The sequence below is a fragment of the Verrucomicrobium sp. BvORR034 genome (assembly GCF_000739635.1).
In the GTDB taxonomy this organism is placed as follows: domain Bacteria; phylum Verrucomicrobiota; class Verrucomicrobiia; order Verrucomicrobiales; family Verrucomicrobiaceae; genus Verrucomicrobium.
Genome location: NZ_BATQ01000067.1, coordinates 44,466 through 62,852, shown reverse-complemented (window position 1 = coordinate 62,852; position 18,387 = coordinate 44,466). Strand labels below are relative to the sequence as shown.

Below are 18,387 nucleotides of genomic sequence, written 5' to 3'. Positions count from 1 at the left end.
ATTGTCGCGCCCACCTGTTTAGGAGGTTTTATAGTGACTGGGGTCATTTTGGAAAAGACAAAACAAATTACCAAACGCTACAGATCCCGCGTCGCACACTGTCCGTCGTATCTTTCGGTTGCCTGAGTGGCCTCCATCGTCCCACTTCGGACATGCCTTCCCTGTCGGAACTCAACACGCTTCCCCAAGACTCCTTCACAGCCGCTTTGGCCGGGATCTTCGAGCACTCCGACTGGGTGGGGTTCCGAGCTTGGACGCGTCGGCCGTTCGCTGATATCGGCACCTTGCACGCGGCCATGTGCGCCGTCATGCATGAGGCATCAGATGCTGAAAAGCTCACTCTCATCCGCGCCCACCCTGACCTGGGCGACCGGCTGGCCGCTCTTTCACCCGAGTCCGCCGCAGAGCAGCAGGCCTCCGGTTTGAAGTCATTGACCGAATCCGAGCAGGCGCGCTTTCAGTCCTTCAACGCCAGCTACAAGGAGCGCTTTGACTTCCCTTTCATTCTCTGTGCCCGGCTCAATGACCCCGAGAGCATGCTCAGAGCGTTTGAATCCCGTCTCCCCAACGACCACGAAACGGAAATCGCCACCGCGCTGGCCGAGATCGAAAAGATTGCCAGACTGCGCCTGGACCAGCTATTCTCAAGCTAGCCCCAAGCACACGTTTCTCCATGCCCGGCCGCATTTCCACACACGTCCTGGACACCTATCACGGCAAGCCCGCCGCCGGCATGCTGGTGGAACTGCACCGCCTGACCGGAGAGTATCGGGAGCCTTTGTTCACCGCCCGCACGAACGCCGACGGTCGTCTGGACGAAAGCATGGTGGATGCCGAGGAAATCACCACCGGAGTGTATGAGCTGCTTTTTCACACCGGAGATTATTTCAAAGACTCCGGCGTGGCCGTCTCCCATCCTCCCTTTCTGGATCTTGTGCCCGTGCGTTTCGGAGTCGAGAGCCCGCAGGCGGCCTACCATGTGCCCCTGCTGGTGGGACCATGGTCGTACAGCACCTATCGCGGGAGTTGAATCACAGTTGTTGGCGGGTCTATCGCAACCAACGGCTTGCCCTTTGGACGGGGCCGAGGCACAATCGCAGGTGCCATGAAATCAGATTCCTCCTACCCGCGCGACCTGGTTGGCTATGGACGCCAGCCCGTGCACGCCGCGTGGCCAGGCAAGGCCCGCATCGCCGTCCAGTTCGTCCTCAACTATGAGGAAGGCGGCGAGAACAGCGTGCTGCATGGTGATCCGGGCTCTGAGACCTTTCTCTCTGAAATCATCGGCGCGCCCAGCTTTCCCGATCGCCATCTCAGCATGGAGTCGATCTACGAGTACGGCAGCCGCAGCGGAGTCTGGCGCATCCTGAAAGAGTTCGAAAAGCGCAACTTGCCCCTCACCGTTTTTGCCGTGGCCATGGCACTGCAGCGTCACCCTGAAGTGGCCCTCGCCGTCATGGAGCAGAAGCACGAGATCGCCAGCCACGGCCTCCGCTGGATCAGCTACCAGCAAGTGGATGAGGCCACGGAGCGCACCCATCTGGAGGAGGCAACGCAGATCATCGAGGAAATCACCGGCAGCCGTCCCCTTGGTTGGTACACCGGACGGGACAGCCCCAACACCCGCAGGCTGGTGGTGGAGAACGGTGGCTTCCTCTACGATTCCGACTACTACGGCGATGATCTCCCCTTCTGGACCTCCGTGGAAACTGCCACTGGAGGAAGCAAGCCGCATCTGATTGTGCCGTACACGCTCGATGCCAATGACATGCGCTTTGCCACGCCGCAGGGCTTCAATACGGCCGAGCACTTCTACACCTACCTGCGGGACACCTTCGACGTGCTCTACGAGGAAGGGGCGGAGTTTCCCAAGATGATGTCGATCGGCATGCACTGCCGTCTTTTGGGCCGTCCAGGCCGGTTCCTGGCTTTGCAGCGGTTCCTGGATCACCTGGCCAAGCACGACCGGGTGTGGATCACCCGGCGCGTCGATATCGCCCGCCACTGGCACCAGCATCATCCCTTTTCCAGCACGACCTCAGGCGCTCCATCATGAAACTTGTCTCGCAAAACTACGGCAAAGCCCGGGTGCGCCTCTGCAAGGTCCTCCGTGACGGCCCCGTGCATTCCGTCAAAGAGCTCACCGTGCGCATCGCGCTGGAGGGCGAGTTCGCCGCCAGTTACCAGTCCGGGGACAACTCCTGCATCGTGCCGACGGACTCGATGAAGAACGCGATCAACGTCCTCGCCTACCATCACCTGGGGGAGGACAACGAGCCCTTTGCACAGGTGGTGGGAGATCATTTCCTGAACCGCTATGCCCAGGTCACCAAGGTAGTGGTGGAGCTTGAGGAACGTTCCTGGAATCGGCTGGTGGTGGGCGGAGTGCCCCATCCCCACAGCTTTGCCCAAACCCAGCGCGCCACACCGCTGGTGAAACTCGTGCAGACCCGCACCTCCACGTCTCTGGAGTCAGGCGTCCAGGACTTTACCCTGCTGAAAACCACCGGATCCGGCTTCAGCGGCTTTGCCACCTGTGAGCACACCACGCTGCCCCCCACGGAAGACCGCTTGCTGGCGACCACACTGAAGGCCCGCTGGACCTGGAACGCCGTACCTGCCAGCTATCAGGCCACCACAGACGCCTTCCTGAAGGCCGTGGTCGTGCCGTTTGCCCAGAATCACAGCCCCTCTGTCCAGGCCACCCTCTGGGAAATGGCGGCGGCCGCCTTTGACGCCTGCCCCGAGATTCAGGAAATCACCCTCACCCTGCCCAACCTCCACTACTTTACCCAGAATCTGCGGGCGTTCGGCATCGACAACACGAACGTGCTGATGCTGCCCTCCGAGGAACCGCACGGTCAGATCGAGGCGACCCTTTCCCGCAATTGACGCCTGATTGCGCCTCCACCATGACCACTGACGGCCTGCTCCGAGAACTCCTCGCCGCCCGTGCGCGACGGGAACCCTGCGTGGTTGCCACCGTGGCCGCCGTCCGGGGCTCTGTCCCACGGGAAAAAGGGGCAAAGGCATTGATCTTCGAGGATGGACGCATCCTAGGCTCCATCGGTGGAGGCAAGATGGAGGCGCTGGTCATTGCCGATGCCCTCAGCACCCTGGCAGACGGCCAGCCCGTGTTGAAAACCTACCCGCTTCACGAAGCCAGCCCGGACTCCTTCGGTGCCATCTGCGGGGGCGAAGCAACCATCTTCCTAGAACCCCAAGCGCTGGGCGAGTGGCTGCACATCTTTGGCGGAGGACATTGCGGCCAGGCGCTCGCCCGGCTGGCCATGGACTGCGGCTGGCACGTCACTCTGGTGGATGACCGGCCGGACCTCCTGCAGGACGGAGCGGCGAATGTACTGCATGAGGGATGCGCCGCAGGATACATCGCCTCACGAGCATGGAGAAAAAATGATGCTGCGGTTCTGGTGGCGCGGAATTTTCACCAGGACCGCGACGCCCTGGCGGCCCTGCTGGTGCATCCCGGCGCCGGTTATCTGGGCATGATGGGCAGCAAGAAAAAAGTGCGGGCCGTCTTTGAGGAACTGCAAGCCCAAGGATTGGCCCCAGAGGCTCTGGCCGCGGTTCATGCCCCAGTGGGCCTGGACATCCATGCCGATTCACCCATGGAGATCGCCGTCAGCATCCTTGCGGAGATCATGGCTGTCATGCGCCAGCGTGCTGGGAACAGCCTGCGAGATGGTCTGCACTGAGTCATCCACCGCGAGCGCGGCGTGGAGTCCGCGTGACGGCGGAGGCAGCGGCCCCAGCTTGGTGGTGATTTCCTCAGCTTCCTGCGCCAGTGCTCCCGCCTCCTGAAACTGACCCAGAGAGCGATGACTGAGCACCATCAGCCGGCACGTGCGGGCATAGGCAGCTGCCGCTTCATCCTCGGTTGTACCGAGTTCCACGCGAATGACATGGGCCTTCTGGTGCATCTCCAACGACTCTTCCAGCCGCATCATGCGGTAGTTCAATGCGCCCACGTTGTCTGAGACATTTGCCACTTCTGCGGAAACGGCTCCACGATGGGTGACATACCCTGCCAAGGCCTCCTCGTAGCAGAAGGCCGCTTTCTCAAAGTCTCCCTGGCCTTTGCAGATGTGGCCGAGATTGTTCATGAGAAGAGAGAGCGTCGGTGAGGAGGAGATTCCAAGTCTGGCCGCCAGTTCAGCCGCCTTTTCATACAGCTCCCTGCCCCCCTGGGGTTCACCCCATCTCACCTGAAGCTCTGCCAGGAGCGAGCTGATCCCCAAGATCAGTTCCCCGTCCATGACAGGAGCATCCAGCAAGCGGTATAATATGCGACGGTACAGCGCTTCCGCCTGATGAAAGGCCCCCTTGCACAACCAAAGCTCAGCCAGCACATGCACCTCGACCATCAACTGCCCCATGCGCGACGGGTCGCGGTAAGCCTTGGGGCGCAATTCCTCCACCAGTTCATTCTGGAAGGCAAACTCCTGCTCAAACTCTGGGCTCTGAGGGTGCAATGCTGATCTGTCGGGGCTTGGGAGGGGGCGTTGACTCCCACGAAGGGAAGAGTCGCCATCCTTCCATCAATCTCCGACCGTCGCAACCGCAGCTTACCACCAGGAGACACCCACAAGTGAAACCAAGGTCCACAAACCCTTCAGGAACGACTTTTTGCCAAAGTCCGTGAACGAGGATTTCCCTGAACCCCGGCCTGGTTCGCGAGATGCCTCATCCGACTCCGTCGGGTCGGGCTCAGGCAAGGCAAAGTCTTCATCAAAGTCGGAGACGGAGCCCATGCTTTCCATGGGCTCGTCCACCGGATGCTGGCCCCGCAGGCGCTCCCTCAGCGCCGCGCGTGGGTCAGTCCGATGCATGGCACCATGCGGATCCCCGGAGAAATCATCATCGCCTTCGGCAAAGGCAGGCAGTGGCACGAGGCTCTCCACCCGGCTCACGATTTCAGCCGGGGTGGGCAGCGTTGCTGCCCCCGTGAGCGCCTTCTGCAGGCCGCAGACCAGTTCCTTCAGTTCTACGGACCACGCGTCACGCTCCTTGATTGGCTGGTTTGAAATGCTTCGGGCGCCGTCAAACAACGCAACCGCCAGAGCGGCAAATTCCCGGGTGCTGTCAGCCTCCTCGCCCGCATCCGATGGCTGACGCTCCAAGGGGGGCTCCATCAGGCAACGCAGGGTCGCGTGAGGCCGGGCAAGGACAAGGAAGCTGGGCCAGGCATCGAGGTGGCGGTGAGCCAGCTTCTCCACCTCCCGATCAGAGACTCTGGCCGTCACTCTCAGAACCAAATTGCCAGGACGCAGATCCAGACCGTGCAGCCCGACGGACAAGGACTGTTCGATCGCCTGTTTCACCTGGGCCAGCACCAGGCGTACTTCTACTGGCTTCAGGCAGCCCCGCTCTCGCAACACATTCAGCAGCGGCAGGTCATGAGCGCGCTCTTCCAACAGAAAGGCAAGACTCCCCCCCTCCCAGGCCCCTGCGCATCGCATGATGTTGGGGTGCGCATCCGTCTGCAGGTCCCCCAGCTGCGGAGCGAGGCATGAAGGGTTGAGCACCGTCATCACTCCTGGAGGTGGCAGCAGCTGCACGGTCAGCTTCCTACCGGATGGAATCTCCGTCACTGGAAGCGAAAAGGGATGTCGCTCGCCTCCCACATCCTCCAGTTGATACCGCCTGGCCAGCACCTCCATGTTGGGGGGATTAGGAAACAACAAATCCCTCAGCGAGGAATGCGGCACCATGCTCTCCAGCGCCACGACATGCCGGCGGGTGTCCTTGCCATGAAGATCACGACTCTGCGCCAGGAAGGACTCCAGCACTTGGGCACGGAGGGCTTCCAGCGTCGCTGGCACCTCGCCCGGCACCCCCAGGCAGGCCCGCAGACTGTTCCGCAACCGACCCGGCAGAGTATTCAGTACGGCCACTCGATCTGGATGAATGCCAGCTCGCAGTGGTCCGGTGAGCAGACGGCTCAGCACCAGGGAAACCTCACGCACCTGGCGGGCCATTTCATCGGGCGGATTGCCCCCTGACGAGCGACAGTGGCCATAGTCCAGAATGCGCAGCCGCAACAAGCTGTCATCCTCCAGACAGACCAATACCCGCTCCAGGCTCACCCCTTGTAAGTTCCCGCGCACTTTTTCCAGTTCCAGAAGTTCGTCCAGGAGATGCAGGACGAGACTGAAGGCCGTGGGGGCAATGAGAGCCCCGCGACGGGAAATATAGTGCTCCAGCAGTTCGCCATCGCGGAAGGCGGTGACATAAAAAGCAGTGCCTTGAGCCTCACCCGAATCCAGCACGGGGTCCCCGCCCTGCTCACTCCCCGCTGGGAGGTAAATCTGGAACTCAGGTGCGGTTTCAGCAACAAGATGCACCTCTACGAGCTGGCGGTGCCGCCGGTCCACCGCCAGGTACACATCCTCGCACGACGCCCTAAACAAAGGCATGGGGGCCTCCCCCGCGCTCATCGCCAGTTCGTAGTGTTTGAAACTTCCAATGTGCCGCATGACCGATCACGATCCCCTTCCAGATCCGCGTTTGCGCCGGGGGTGCCGCTTGTGATTTCCTGAATTTCGAGGCACTTAATGTACCATCTTGCTGGCCTACTGCCACGCACATTCGCGTCCGCAAGCACCTTGTTACGAAAAATTCTCTCCCGAAAACGGCACGCCTCGCACAAAAGCGCGCAAAGGTTGGACAACCTTCATCCCGTATTGGTATTGAATGGATATCCGCACCCAGCCATGACCGGAGCCCCCCGCCCTTCCCGTTTCCTGTCGGCCCTCCCAAAGGCTGGCCTTCTCCTCGCCACCACTGCCCTGCTTTCCTGCCAGAATCTGGCTCAGAAGAAGGAGGGTGACCAAACCACGAACTCTCCGCCAGTCTCGGCCCCTGCGCCCCCCACTCCCACGGATGCCCGGTTCATCTACAAAATGGCCGACGTTGAGTCCGTCGCCGCCACCCTCGCTCCCGGCCAGACCCGCCAGGCCACGGTGACTGTTTCCGGCCTGCTACACGATGGAGCCACCAGCCTGCACGAGGTCAAGCAGCAGCGCATCTCTGGAGGAGTGTTCATCACGGTGATCACTTCCAGACCTCGCGATGCCATGGCCACCTTGGCCATCATCCCCTTTGAGCGCACGGTGGAAGTCGATCTCGCAGGTCTGCCTCCCGGCACCGCCGTCATCACGGTCAATGGCAAGCAAGCTGCGCTGGAACTGCCTTGATCGGCCAGCTACGGCCGTTTCTTGAATGCGCCAGACTCCCAATCCGCCTCTGTGATCCGATCTTTAAATGGGTAGGGCAACAAGGCGCCGTCCACCAGATAGCCGCGATACCGCGTGAGCTCATCATGGTTGCCAAAGTCGATGATGGTCGCACTGTCCAGCTTCAAGACCTCGCCATCGAGTTGGTAATCCGCGAGCTCCTGCCGAGTATAGGCAACTACTTTGCTGGCGGCAGCATCCAGGCAAACTAGGGAAAAGTGCCCTCTGGCCGGCGGCACATCGCTTCCATGATTTCGAGAGCGGATGTAGAATGCCGTCACGAGCACGACCGTCTCGTCCTTCCAGCTCAAGGTACCCAGATATCTGGCCTCCTTCAGATGATACGTTGTGCGGACACCACCTTCCTGGTGCTCACCTGAGGTCAGTTCATCCACCCCGGAACTTTCCAGAGCACCGACCACCTTGAGCATGACCTTTGGCTGCACCACCGGAGCCTCTGCGCCCTCCCCCATGGCCATACTCCATGCCATGCCTCCGCAAATCAAAATCGCGAGCGCAGCACGACGAAGAACTGACGCTGTATCCGCCAGGAGTATTTTCATAGGTGACACAGACGCCAGTCCCTCCAGTCATGTTCACCCATCATCACCTGGCTTGCTCTGATGCTGGTACCGCCGTCTTGGCGGGTGACTCTGGGTTGGCCGGCGCAGGAATGATCTTGATAACCAGCCTCCCTTCGGTTTTGGGACGGTCGGGATACATGAGCCGCACACACGTGGCGGCCGAGTCCACCACCTGCTCGATGGTGAACGGATAGCCCTCGGGGACTTTTGCCTTCGCAGCATCAATGGTCACCACGAAATCCTCATCGAAATTGCCTACGTGGCAGGTAATGGAGAGGCCGTACCGTGAGACCATGTTCACATCGCCTTTCTCCCGCCAAAACTGGTCTGAAGGCGGCACAAAGGGGAGCCCTAGTGCATGCACCCACCACTCAGGTGAAGCACCTCCAGCGACAAAAGGCACATCGATGACCTGGAGGTAGGTGTCGCTGTCCGAGCCGTGAAGGTACACGGGCAGCTTGAGGGTTCCAAGACCCAGCGTGGTGGCCTGAACCCGGGAGCACACGATAGCCAGGAGGATCGACAATGACAGGAGGAGGGCTTTCATGTGGCCCATTTTACCCTGCCGCCTCCCCAACGTCGAGGTGCAAACGGGCCGGACGCTGGCCGGACGCTGGCCTGTCTCGCATGCAGGAAACAACCTTAATTCGAAATCCCCGCTCGACCCGCCTCCCTCCCTCTTCTAACTTGCGACCCCATTCCATGCCCTCCTTTCCCGTTCTTGAAGCTCTTGCGAGGCGCTATCACGCCTCCAAGCAGGGGCGCACAGGGACCGGAGTACGGGATTTTTTGGTGGACTACCCCGATCTGTTAAAACTGGCTGGCTGCACCGACGGAGATTCCCGAGTCCAGGCAGAAAAGGAACTGAACGCCGCTTCTGGACTGCCAGGCAGCAAACTGGTTCTGGAGCGCCATCCACGTGATCCCTCCATCATCTGGCAGGTTCGTCTGCTGGCTGACGGAGGCGAAAGCTGGCTCTTTGAAGTGCTCGGGCAGCCAACCCCCACGGCTCTTCGTGCCCAATGGGCTGCCTTTTTTCACCATGCGGCTAAAGACGTGTCCGACCTGCCAGCGCTATGGCAAGAAAGATGGGACCGATGGTGCACCAGGCTGGCAAGCGCCGCTCACCAGGGACAGTCGATCGCGCCCTTCGCGTTCAACAACCAGGATACCGCTGCGGAATTGCTGATGATCTTGAAGGGCGTGCTGAACTGGCAAACCCCGACGCTTGTGCGAGTGGCGAGCTGCACGCTCTGTGGTGATTCCAAGCAACTAGAAAGAATGGCCCCCCGCCTTGGCCAGGCCTTGGACCAGATCACCGGAGGACAATGCTCGAGTCTGGCCGACATGGGCCTGATGGAGACGCCGCGATCCGTACTGCTTCACGGCCCCCTTCAGATTCATACGACAGCGGGCGTCGTGGATCTGGGACCGCTCAAGGAAGCTTCCCGCATCTCTGCTGCAGACATAGAAAACGCCATCACGTTGGCGACCAGCGCCACCCGCTGCCTCAGTGTGGAGAATGAAACCACCTTCCACGGCCTCGCCCGCCTTCAGAGCGGCGTGCTGCTGATTCACACCAGCTACCCGGGTTCTGGTGTGTTGCGCCTCTATGAACGGCTGCCTGCTGAATTGGAATTCTGGCACTTTGGCGATACCGACCCTGCTGGATTTGACATCCTCAGGGACCTGAGAACACGCATCGCCCGGCCCATTCAGCCTTTGCACATGAATTTTCGCGAAGACGAAGATTCACCATGCCTCACGTCTCAAGAGATTCGCCTGCTTGAGCGATTGCTTGTGAGTCCGCAACTCGCGGATGTCCGGAAAAGCCTAACGGCGCTGCGATCCTCTGGCCGAAAAGGCCGTTTTGAGCAGGAAAGCCTCGGGCACCCCACCGCCAACTGGCCGTTTTTCGAATGCGCCAACGAGCCACAAACCTAATTTTTAACCGACAAAACCTCAATACACCCCCTCCGCCGTGGCTGATTTTGACAAGACAATTGAGACTTTCTTTTGCCTCTTCTTGCCAAACGGCGGCGTATCGCCATCTTGGAATATCTGCCTATGAGCGCCCTGACTAAGTCCCTTTCCGCGTTTGTTTGTTCATCCATTGGCAAGAAATTTCTTGTAGCCCTCACCGGGGCAGCTCTGGTCATCTTCATTTTGGGCCACATGCTCGGAAATCTCCTGGTCTTCTTGGGGCCGGACGCACTGAATGCCTATGGGCACAAGCTGCAAAGCATGGGAGCTCTGCTGTGGATCGCCCGCATCGGCCTGCTCGTCACAGTGGCCATCCATATTATCTTTACCATCAAGCTCACGCGTGAGAATCGCGTGGCCCGCGCGGACCGCTACGGTTACCAGGCCACCATCCAGGCCTCCAAGTCCTCCCGCTACATGATCTTCAGCGGGCTCACCGTCCTGGCGTTCATCGTTTACCACATCCTCCACTTCACGCTGCATGTGGGGAACAACTACGGCGACCTTCATGCCAACCTCCATGGCGAGACCGTGCATGACGTGTACACCATGGTAATTCACGGCTTTTCCTGGATTCCGGCCTCCATTTTCTACATCTTTGCGATGGGTCTGCTCTGCTCCCACCTGAGCCACGGGGTCTCCAGCATGTTCCAGACGCTCGGTCTGGCCACCGCTCGCTCTTGGCCGGTATTCAAGGGCCTGGGTCTTGCCTACGCCGGACTCATCTTCATCGGCAACTGCTCCATCCCCCTCGCTGTCATGTTCGGCTGGGTGAAGTAAGCGCGATTCACCACCCCTTTTCCCGCTCCGATCCCCTTTTCTGACCACGACCTTTCTCCGCTGCCTGCCATGACCATCGATCCAGATCCTGCTTTGAACGCCAAGATTCCCTCCGGCCCGCTGGCTCAGAAGTGGTCCAAGCACAAGCAGGACTCGAAGCTCATCAACCCGGCGAACAAGCGCAAGTACACGGTGATTGTGGTCGGCACAGGTCTGGCAGGCTCTTCCGCAGCCGCTTCGCTCTCAGAGATGGGCTATAAGGTGAAGTCCTTCTGCTTTCAGGACAGCCCGCGTCGTGCCCACAGCATTGCCGCTCAGGGGGGCATCAATGCGGCCAAGAACTACCAGAACGACGGTGACTCCGTTCATCGCCTCTTCTACGACACCATCAAGGGTGGCGACTTCCGTGCCCGTGAGGCCAATGTGTACCGCCTGGCCGAGGTCAGCGCCAGCATCATCGACCAGTGCGTGGCCCAGGGTGTGCCTCTCGCCCGCGAGTACGGTGGCCTCCTCGCCAACCGCTCCTTCGGCGGCGCCCAGGTGAGCCGCACCTTTTACGCCCGTGGCCAGACGGGACAGCAGCTCCTTCTCGGAGCCTACTCCGCACTGAACAAGGAGATCGCACGCGGCAACATCCAGATGTACGCCCGCACGGAAATGCTGGAGCTAGTGATCGTGGACGGTCATGCCAAAGGCATCGTGGTGCGTGACCTCGTCACTGGGAAGGTCAGCAGCCACTCGGCTGACGCCGTCATCCTCGCCACCGGAGGTTATGGCACCGCCTTCTACCTCTCCACGAACGCGATGGGCTGCAATGTGACCGCCAACTGGCGCGCTCACAAGAAGGGAGCCTTCTTCGCCAACCCCTGCTACACGCAGATTCACCCCACCTGCATTCCCGTTAGCGGCGACTATCAGAGCAAGCTGACGCTCATGTCCGAATCCCTGCGCAATGACGGCCGAGTCTGGGTGCCGAAGCGCAAGGAAGACTGCCCCAAGCCTCCGCATGAGATCGCGGAGGAAGATCGCGATTACTACCTGGAGCGCAAGTACCCCAGCTATGGGAACCTGGCACCGCGCGACATCTCCAGCCGTTCCGCCAAGGAAGCCTGCGATGAAGGTCGTGGCGTCGGCCCGGGCGGACTGGGCGTGTATCTTGACTTTGCCGATGCCATTCTGCGCTACGGCAATGACAAAGCCGGCGGCAAAGAGATGCCGAAGGAGAAGCTCATCGAGATGGGAAAGGCCGTCGTCGCTGAGAAGTACGGCAACCTCTTCGAGATGTATGAGAAGATCACGGGGGAAAACGCCTACAATCAGCCAATGCGCATCTACCCCGCCGTGCACTACACCATGGGCGGCCTCTGGGTGGACTACAATCTCATGAGCACCATCCCAGGCCTGCATGTGCTGGGTGAGGCCAACTTCTCCGACCACGGCGCGAACCGCCTGGGTGCCAGCGCACTCATGCAAGGCCTCGCGGATGGTTATTTCGTCGTTCCCTACACCATTGCCAACTACCTGGCGGCACAAAAGCCAGGCACCGTGACGACCGCTCACCCCGCCTTCAAGGAGGCCGAAGAGGCAGTCGCGGTTCGCACCCGGAAGTTCCTCGACAGCAAGGGCAAGCGCAGCGTGGACAGCTTTCACCGTGAGCTGGGCCTCCTGCTCTGGTCTCAGTGTGGCATGGCTCGCAGCCAGGAAGGCCTGCAGCTCGCCATCGACAAGATCCCGCAGCTCCGCGAGGAGTTCTGGAGCAATGTGGTGGTGCCCGGTTCCGGTGAGCAGTTCAACCAAGAGCTTGAGAAGGCCGGCCGCGTAGCAGACTTCCTGGAGTTCGGTGAACTCATGTGCCGTGACGCTCAGCACCGCCAGGAGAGCTGCGGTGGTCACTTCCGCGTGGAGTATCAGTACACCAAGGAAGACGAAGCAGCCAAACGTGGCCAGGCCGGTGAGGCGCTTCGTAACGACGATCAGTTCGCCTACGTTGCCGCCTGGGAGTACTCCGGCGACGTTTCCAAACCCGTTCTGCACCGCGAACCGCTCAACTACGAAGAAGTGCACCTCGCTGTTCGCAGCTACGTGTGATCCCCGCCCCGTTCCTCGTCTTTTCGCATCCTTTTTCCCCGTCCCCACCATGGCCCGCTCTCTCAATCTCCACATCAAGGTCTGGCGCCAGGCAAGTGCCAACGCCAAAGGTAGTTTCCAGGATATTGAAGCCACCAACATCCCGGAAACCGCCTCCTTCCTGGAGATGCTGGACATTGTGAACCAGCGCATCATCGAATCCGGTGGTGATCCGGTTTCCTTTGACCACGACTGTCGCGAGGGCATCTGCGGCACCTGTTCCATGGTGATCAACGGTATCCCCCATGGTCCGGAGCGCGCCACCACCACCTGCCAGCTGCACATGCGGAAGTTCCATGATGGCGACACCATCTGGATCGAGCCCTTCCGCGCCAAGGCTTTCCCGGTGATCAAGGACCTGGCGGTGGATCGCAGCGCCTTCGACCGCATCCAGGCCGCAGGCGGTTTCATCAGTGTGCGTACGGGCTCCGCTCAAGACGCCAACTCGCTGCCCATTTCCAAAGAAGCGGCCGATGCCGCCATGGACGCTGCCGAGTGCATCGGCTGCGGTGCTTGCGTCGCCTCCTGCAAGAACGCGAGCGCCATGCTCTTCGTCTCGGCCAAGGCCGGCCAGCTCAACAGCCTTCCTCAGGGTCAGCCCGAGAAACACCGCCGCGTGCTCGGCATGGTGAAAACCATGGACGAAGCTGGCTTCGGCAACTGCACGAACCAGTACGAGTGCGAAGCCGCCTGCCCCAAGGAGATCAGCGTGCGCTGGATCACCAAGCTCAATCGCGACTACGCCATGGCCGTGACTCACGAAGCCCTCCTCGCCCCCGTGGGCAAAGGCAAGGGTGAAGGTGGCGGCTAGGCGCGTTGAAGAGAATTGGAGGATTTTTGATCCTGCTGGATGAGCTTGGTCTCCGGGCCAAGTAAATCAGTGGGCAGTGCGTCAGTGAATGTCGCTTGGACGGCTGGTGAGTTTGCGCCGCCGTTCCGCCTCAAGTCAGGCCGACCTCATTAGAAGCTCTTCCTCGAAGAGGATGCTGCTAAAAGCCCAACGTTAACGAGCTTCCAGCGAGTCTACGTTGGGGTGACCAGAAGACGAACCCTACTCCAAAGGAGTTGCGGCGGTCTTCCGCGCTCCGACTAAGCGGCTACCACATACACACGTGGCCGGGAGCCATGGATGGACGCAAGCAAACTGCGGCCTCGCAAACCACATGTTGCACCAGCGCCGCGTCTCAACCAGCGCCGCGTCTCAACTTCTTGTATGTACTAAGCAACTTCTTTAGAAGGTGCAATTCTTCTAGGTTTTGCCGCTCGGGTTTGATAAATTTCACCCCGAAAAATCAAAACCCCCAATGCGCTTTCATACTTCGGCCCCTTCAACGGGAAATGTCCGCCTGCTTCGTCGTGGGATGAGTCTCATCCTGAACGTCCTGGCAGCAACAGTCGGCCTCTCGCTAACGCCCGCCGCACAGGTTCAGGCCCAGTCTTTGTATTGGGATGCCAACGGTACCACTGCAGGCACGGGTGCTGCCAGCAGCAGCACTTGGGACACGACAACCTCGAACTGGAACACCGACGCCACGGGAGCCGCCGCACCGGGCCTGTGGGCAGATGGCAATATCGCTGTCTTCAGCGCTGGCGCGGATGGTACAGGCATCCAGGCCATTACCGTCACGGGCACCATCAATCCTTTGGGGATCACCATTGAAGAAGGCACCGTAAATCTCTCCGGCGGCACGCTTGATCTGGGCGGAGACACGGTTTCCGTAGCGTCAGGCACCAGCACCATCAGCTCCGTGGTGAGTGGCACGGGCGCTTTGACGAAGACCGGCACGGGCACTTTGGTCCTCAGTGGCAACAACACCTTCACAGGCACTATGACTACCAACGTGGGAACACTGCGTGCCACAGCGAACGTCAATGCCTTGGGGACCGGTGCCGCCACGGTGAATCTCAATGGTGGCACGCTCTGGCTGGCCAATGACACCAGCCTCGCCTTCAACCGGAACACCACCGTCTCCGCCGCGACAACAATCACCCTGGGCCGCGCCACCGCTGGCAGTGGCTCGCAGACGTTTGGGATGGGCACGCTCGCCATGGGCAGCGCCACGCTCACCGTCAATGCCGACAGCACGACGTTGAATGTGGCGAACAATGCGGCGACCACCCTGACCTTTGGCGCAACCACCTTCTCGGCTGACGCTACATTCAACATCGTGAACTCAACGGCAACCGGTGGCAACACCACCGTCAGCTTGGGGGCCATCACCAACGACGGCACCGCCCGCAACTTGATCAAGAACGGCAACGGGCGGCTCACCCTCACGGTGGCCAACAGCTATGGCGGCAAGACAACGGTCAATGGAGGCCTGCTAAGCGTTGGCGCAGAAGATAGACTGGGAGCAAATCCGGCAGCCTACGCAGCGGACCAACTGACTCTGAACGGGGGTGGTCTCGAAGCCAGCGCCAGCTTCACCTTGGATGACGCCAATCGTGGCATCACCTTGGGAAGCAGTGGCGGAACACTGGATGTAAACTCTGGTGCCACCCTCACCCTGGCAAATACCATGGTCATCTCGGGCTCAGGCAACCTAATGAAGGCTGACGCTGGCACCTTGATTCTGGGCAACGCCAACACCTACACTGGCACCACCATTGTCACGGGTGGCACGCTCCGGGTGGACCAGGACATCGCCAGCGGCGGCGGGGCTGGGCAGTTGGGCAACAGCACTGCTGCCATCCAGGTGGCATCCGCAAGCCTGGTTACGAGCGGCAGTTACACCATCAGTCGGGGCGTCCAGATCAACGCCTCGGGTGGCACCACCACGCTGGGCACGCAGGCGACCACTGGCACCACGACCTTTAACGGGAACATTACCCACAACAACAGTGGCAGCAGCCAGCAACTCGCCCTGCGGGCCGAAGGGACAAGCATCGTAGCGTTCAACGGCAACATCAGTGGCAACTCCAACAACAACTTCGACGGCGACTCCTCCGTGTACACCAGCAGTACGGGCACGGGCACAGTGGTGCTAGGAGGAAACAACACCTACCGCGGCTACACCCAGGTGAGCGCGAACACCACCTTGGTAGCCCGACACAACAATGCACTGGGCACAGGCACGACGGGCGTCACCTTAGGCACAGGCGTGGTCTCAGGGGCCACGCTGGAGTTGCAGAACAACATCACCACACCTGAGGAGATCATCATCAATGGTACAGGCGTCGCGAGTGCCGGAGCCCTCAAAAGTTCCGGAGGAAACAACACAGTGAGCGGTCCCGTGACACTCGGTTCTGCCGCCACGGTGAATTCTGCCACTGCCGGCCAGACGCTTACATTGGCCGGGAATGTGAAGGCCGACTACACCCTCACCATCACGGGAGCAGGCAACACCACCATCAGCGGCGTCGTCTCAGGCCAGACGGGGTATGTGGCAGGCCTGAGGGAGGGGCGCGTCACAGCTGGATCATCGTTCAACACCACCACGGCCAACCCCGGCGGAGCCCAAGTGCTCTCAGCCATTGCAGGGTACTCGGCAGACAAGACGACTGCCGGAAAATGGGCCGATCAGGAGACATGGGTTTACACTGGTCAGTTTTTTGATGCCGATGGGAAGTTTGCCTTTGCCGAGAACATTGACGACTCCGTACAGATCATCGTCGATGGCAAAGTCGTCTTGACGAACTCAACCTACAACGTCGTCACCACCACCAACTCGACGACGGCCAACGGCGCTCCAGCTGGCAACATCACTTCCGATTTCGGCATGGGGACCAATAACGATGGTTGGCACACGATTGAGATCCGCTTTGGCAATGGTGGCGGCGGGGCCGGACCCGTGGTGGGGTCAGGATGGACCTCCACCTTCGGATTCGGCTACAATCCGATGGCAAGTGGGACTCCGGTCGTCTCCTTCAATGCGAGCGATTACCTCAAACTCCAGGACGATGGCTCCGGCACGCTGCTGCGCACGCAGGTATCCAACAGCCTAAATAAAACCGGCGTCGGCATCCTCACCCTGAGCAATGCCAACACCTATGATGGACCGACCACCGTCACCCAAGGCACCCTGCTGGTGACCAACCTCTCCGGCTCCGGCACGGGCACGGGCGCTGTCACGGTTGCCAGCGGTGGCAGCCTGGGTGGCACTGGCCGCATCGCGGGCAGCACCGTCATCAGCGTGGGAGGAAGGCTCATCATGGGTGCGGATACCGCCGCCGTGGGCACAGACTTCGGTACCGGCACCTTGAGCTTCGCGTCAGACCTCACGGTCTCAGGCACGATCAACTTCGATCTCGCTTCCAGCACCGTTTTCGACAAACTGAGCGTGGGCGGACTTTTGAGCCTGGATGCCAATACCGTGATCAACATCAGTCTCGGTGCATTCACCCCCACTGGCACAGAAGTCTTTGACATCATTGACGCCAGTTCCATCGCCCTCAATGGCTTCAACCCCGACAGCTTGGGCGACCTCGTACTGCCCAGCCTCTCATCCGGATACCAATGGGACACCACACGCTTCGCCTCCGAAGGCATCATCGCCATCGCCGTGCCCGAGCCATCACGGATGATACTGTTCTTCCTGGGGTTTGCAGCCTTGGTTTTGAGGCGGAAGCGCGCCCAGGGTTGATGAGGGCACCGCCGGGCACGCCACCTATCAAAGATTGCCCCTTGCCTGCCCCAAGCGTAGCGCCTAAACCAGCGTAGCGCCTCAACGGCCCGCTTGCGGCCCACCTCAACCAGCGCAGCGCCTCAACTCCCTCGCTCCTCTCCCCTTGAACTTGTTCATCACCGGCACCGATACTGACGCAGGCAAGACCTATGTAACCCGCCTGCTATTGGATGCACTGAAACAGAGCGGCATTCAGGCGGCGGGCTTCAAGCCTTTTTGCTGTGGGGGTCGGCAGGATTCCATCCTGCTCCACCAAGGCAGCGCCGAAGGGCCGGGATTCACACTGGAGGAGATCAACCCGATCTGGCTCAAGACGCCCGCCTCACCGTTCACCGCGGCACTGATTGAGAACCGCAAGCTAGACTTCGCCGATTTGAAGCGCAGCCTGGACAACCTCACCTCCCGAGTCGATCACGTGCTCATTGAAGGTGCCGGCGGTTGGGAAGTACCACTCGCTCCAGGATACACCCTGGCGGACTACGCGCAGGAAATTGGCTGGCCTGTACTGGTGGTGGTCAACAACCGTCTCGGAGCCCTTAACCACACCATCCTGACAGTAAAGAACATCCAGGCCAGAGGGCTCAAGTGCGCAGGCTTGGTGCTGAACTACGCCCATGAAGAGCGAGATGCCGCCAGCATCTCCAACCGCATGGTGCTGGAATCCATGGACCTCGCCCCAGTGGTGGCAGACATCATGCACGGCGAGACAGACGGCCGGGAGTTGCTGGACGCACTGCAAGAGTGGATGTGAGGCGGCCGAAATGCCGCTTTCGGGACGCCTGTGTGAAGCTCGAACCGCAGCACGCGAGGCGGAGACAGTTGACCGGCAGCGCAGATTGGCAATCTGCTGTGCCGCCCATTGGCAATCGGCACAAGGTGGGAGCGGAGGAAGATTGGAGAAGCTGCCGCGACGCTCGATCGAGCAGACTGAAACTGTGCTCCGAACAGCTAGCTTCAGGCGAAAAGGAGCTGGCCCCGTAACTCGCCAAGATCCCTCAGCGAGCCCCTTTCTGAGTGCACGCCCTGTGCACC

General features: G+C 60.5%; 16 protein-coding genes. 12 read left to right on the top strand and 4 right to left on the bottom strand.

The window, feature by feature from the left end; genetic code table 11:
- The first annotated feature begins 152 nt into the window (after positions 1 to 152).
- The 5 genes from uraD (at position 153) to BV034_RS34695 (ending at position 3,716) form a co-directional block, all read left to right on the top strand.
- The gene (gene uraD, locus BV034_RS12170; RefSeq protein ID WP_050027283.1) at positions 153 to 653 is read left to right on the top strand and encodes a 2-oxo-4-hydroxy-4-carboxy-5-ureidoimidazoline decarboxylase; all 501 of its coding nucleotides are present in this window, start codon (positions 153 to 155) and stop codon (positions 651 to 653) included.
- A gap of 20 nt (positions 654 to 673) precedes the next feature.
- Complete coding sequence (uraH, locus tag BV034_RS12165; protein ID WP_050027282.1) at positions 674 to 1,030, top strand: hydroxyisourate hydrolase; 357 nt, start codon at positions 674 to 676, stop codon at positions 1,028 to 1,030.
- Positions 1,031 to 1,105: 75 nt separating this feature from the next.
- Positions 1,106 to 2,056 (top strand): allantoinase PuuE, encoded by a 951-nt coding sequence (gene puuE, locus BV034_RS12160; protein ID WP_050027281.1) that lies wholly within the window; start codon positions 1,106 to 1,108, stop codon positions 2,054 to 2,056.
- A complete protein-coding gene (gene pucL / locus BV034_RS12155; protein WP_050027280.1) occupies positions 2,053 to 2,892 on the top strand; it encodes a factor-independent urate hydroxylase in 840 nt (279 codons plus the stop codon). The genes puuE and pucL overlap by 4 nt, the downstream gene beginning before the upstream one ends.
- 20 nt (positions 2,893 to 2,912) lie before the next feature.
- Complete coding sequence (locus tag BV034_RS34695) at positions 2,913 to 3,716, top strand: XdhC/CoxI family protein (RefSeq protein WP_081887758.1); 804 nt, start codon at positions 2,913 to 2,915, stop codon at positions 3,714 to 3,716.
- Here BV034_RS34695 and BV034_RS12145 read toward each other — a convergent pair.
- A complete protein-coding gene (locus BV034_RS12145) occupies positions 3,624 to 4,493 on the bottom strand; it encodes a tetratricopeptide repeat protein (protein ID WP_050027278.1) in 870 nt (289 codons plus the stop codon). The two genes, BV034_RS34695 and BV034_RS12145, sit on opposite strands and share 93 nt — an antisense overlap.
- Before the next feature lie 93 nt (positions 4,494 to 4,586).
- On the bottom strand, positions 4,587 to 6,497 hold the full coding sequence (locus tag BV034_RS12140) for a hypothetical protein (protein WP_265592910.1): 1,911 nt from the start codon (positions 6,495 to 6,497) through the stop codon (positions 4,587 to 4,589).
- Between the two features lie 237 nt (positions 6,498 to 6,734).
- Here BV034_RS12140 and BV034_RS12135 point away from each other — a divergent pair, with 237 nt between their 5' ends.
- Positions 6,735 to 7,217: a hypothetical protein gene (locus BV034_RS12135; protein ID WP_050027276.1), complete on the top strand. Its 483-nt coding sequence runs from the start codon at positions 6,735 to 6,737 to the stop codon at positions 7,215 to 7,217.
- A gap of 8 nt (positions 7,218 to 7,225) precedes the next feature.
- Here BV034_RS12135 and BV034_RS12130 read toward each other — a convergent pair whose 3' ends face one another.
- Positions 7,226 to 7,819 (bottom strand): hypothetical protein, encoded by a 594-nt coding sequence (locus BV034_RS12130; protein WP_265592909.1) that lies wholly within the window; start codon positions 7,817 to 7,819, stop codon positions 7,226 to 7,228.
- Between the two features lie 43 nt (positions 7,820 to 7,862).
- Positions 7,863 to 8,387 (bottom strand): hypothetical protein, encoded by a 525-nt coding sequence (locus BV034_RS12125; RefSeq protein ID WP_265592908.1) that lies wholly within the window; start codon positions 8,385 to 8,387, stop codon positions 7,863 to 7,865.
- Positions 8,388 to 8,542: 155 nt separating this feature from the next.
- Here BV034_RS12125 and BV034_RS12120 point away from each other — a divergent pair, with 155 nt between their 5' ends.
- The 6 genes from BV034_RS12120 to bioD all read left to right on the top strand — a co-directional run bounded on the left by BV034_RS12120 (position 8,543) and on the right by bioD (position 18,106).
- The gene (locus BV034_RS12120; RefSeq protein ID WP_050027273.1) at positions 8,543 to 9,784 is read left to right on the top strand and encodes a Wadjet anti-phage system protein JetD domain-containing protein; all 1,242 of its coding nucleotides are present in this window, start codon (positions 8,543 to 8,545) and stop codon (positions 9,782 to 9,784) included.
- Positions 9,785 to 9,907: 123 nt separating this feature from the next.
- Positions 9,908 to 10,603, top strand: coding sequence for a succinate dehydrogenase cytochrome b subunit (locus BV034_RS12115; RefSeq protein ID WP_050027272.1), 696 nt, complete (start codon positions 9,908 to 9,910; stop codon positions 10,601 to 10,603).
- 69 nt (positions 10,604 to 10,672) lie between these two features.
- Positions 10,673 to 12,691 carry a fumarate reductase/succinate dehydrogenase flavoprotein subunit gene (locus BV034_RS12110; RefSeq protein ID WP_050027271.1) on the top strand — a complete coding sequence of 673 codons (2,019 nt, stop codon included), beginning with the start codon at positions 10,673 to 10,675 and terminating at the stop codon, positions 12,689 to 12,691.
- Positions 12,692 to 12,740: 49 nt separating this feature from the next.
- On the top strand, positions 12,741 to 13,541 hold the full coding sequence (locus BV034_RS12105) for a succinate dehydrogenase/fumarate reductase iron-sulfur subunit (protein WP_050027270.1): 801 nt from the start codon (positions 12,741 to 12,743) through the stop codon (positions 13,539 to 13,541).
- Positions 13,542 to 14,091: 550 nt separating this feature from the next.
- The gene (locus BV034_RS12100) at positions 14,092 to 17,313 is read left to right on the top strand and encodes an autotransporter-associated beta strand repeat-containing protein (protein WP_050027269.1); all 3,222 of its coding nucleotides are present in this window, start codon (positions 14,092 to 14,094) and stop codon (positions 17,311 to 17,313) included.
- A 145-nt stretch (positions 17,314 to 17,458) separates the two neighbouring features.
- Positions 17,459 to 18,106 (top strand): dethiobiotin synthase, encoded by a 648-nt coding sequence (gene bioD / locus BV034_RS12095; protein WP_265592907.1) that lies wholly within the window; start codon positions 17,459 to 17,461, stop codon positions 18,104 to 18,106.
- The last annotated feature ends 281 nt before the right edge of the window (positions 18,107 to 18,387 follow it).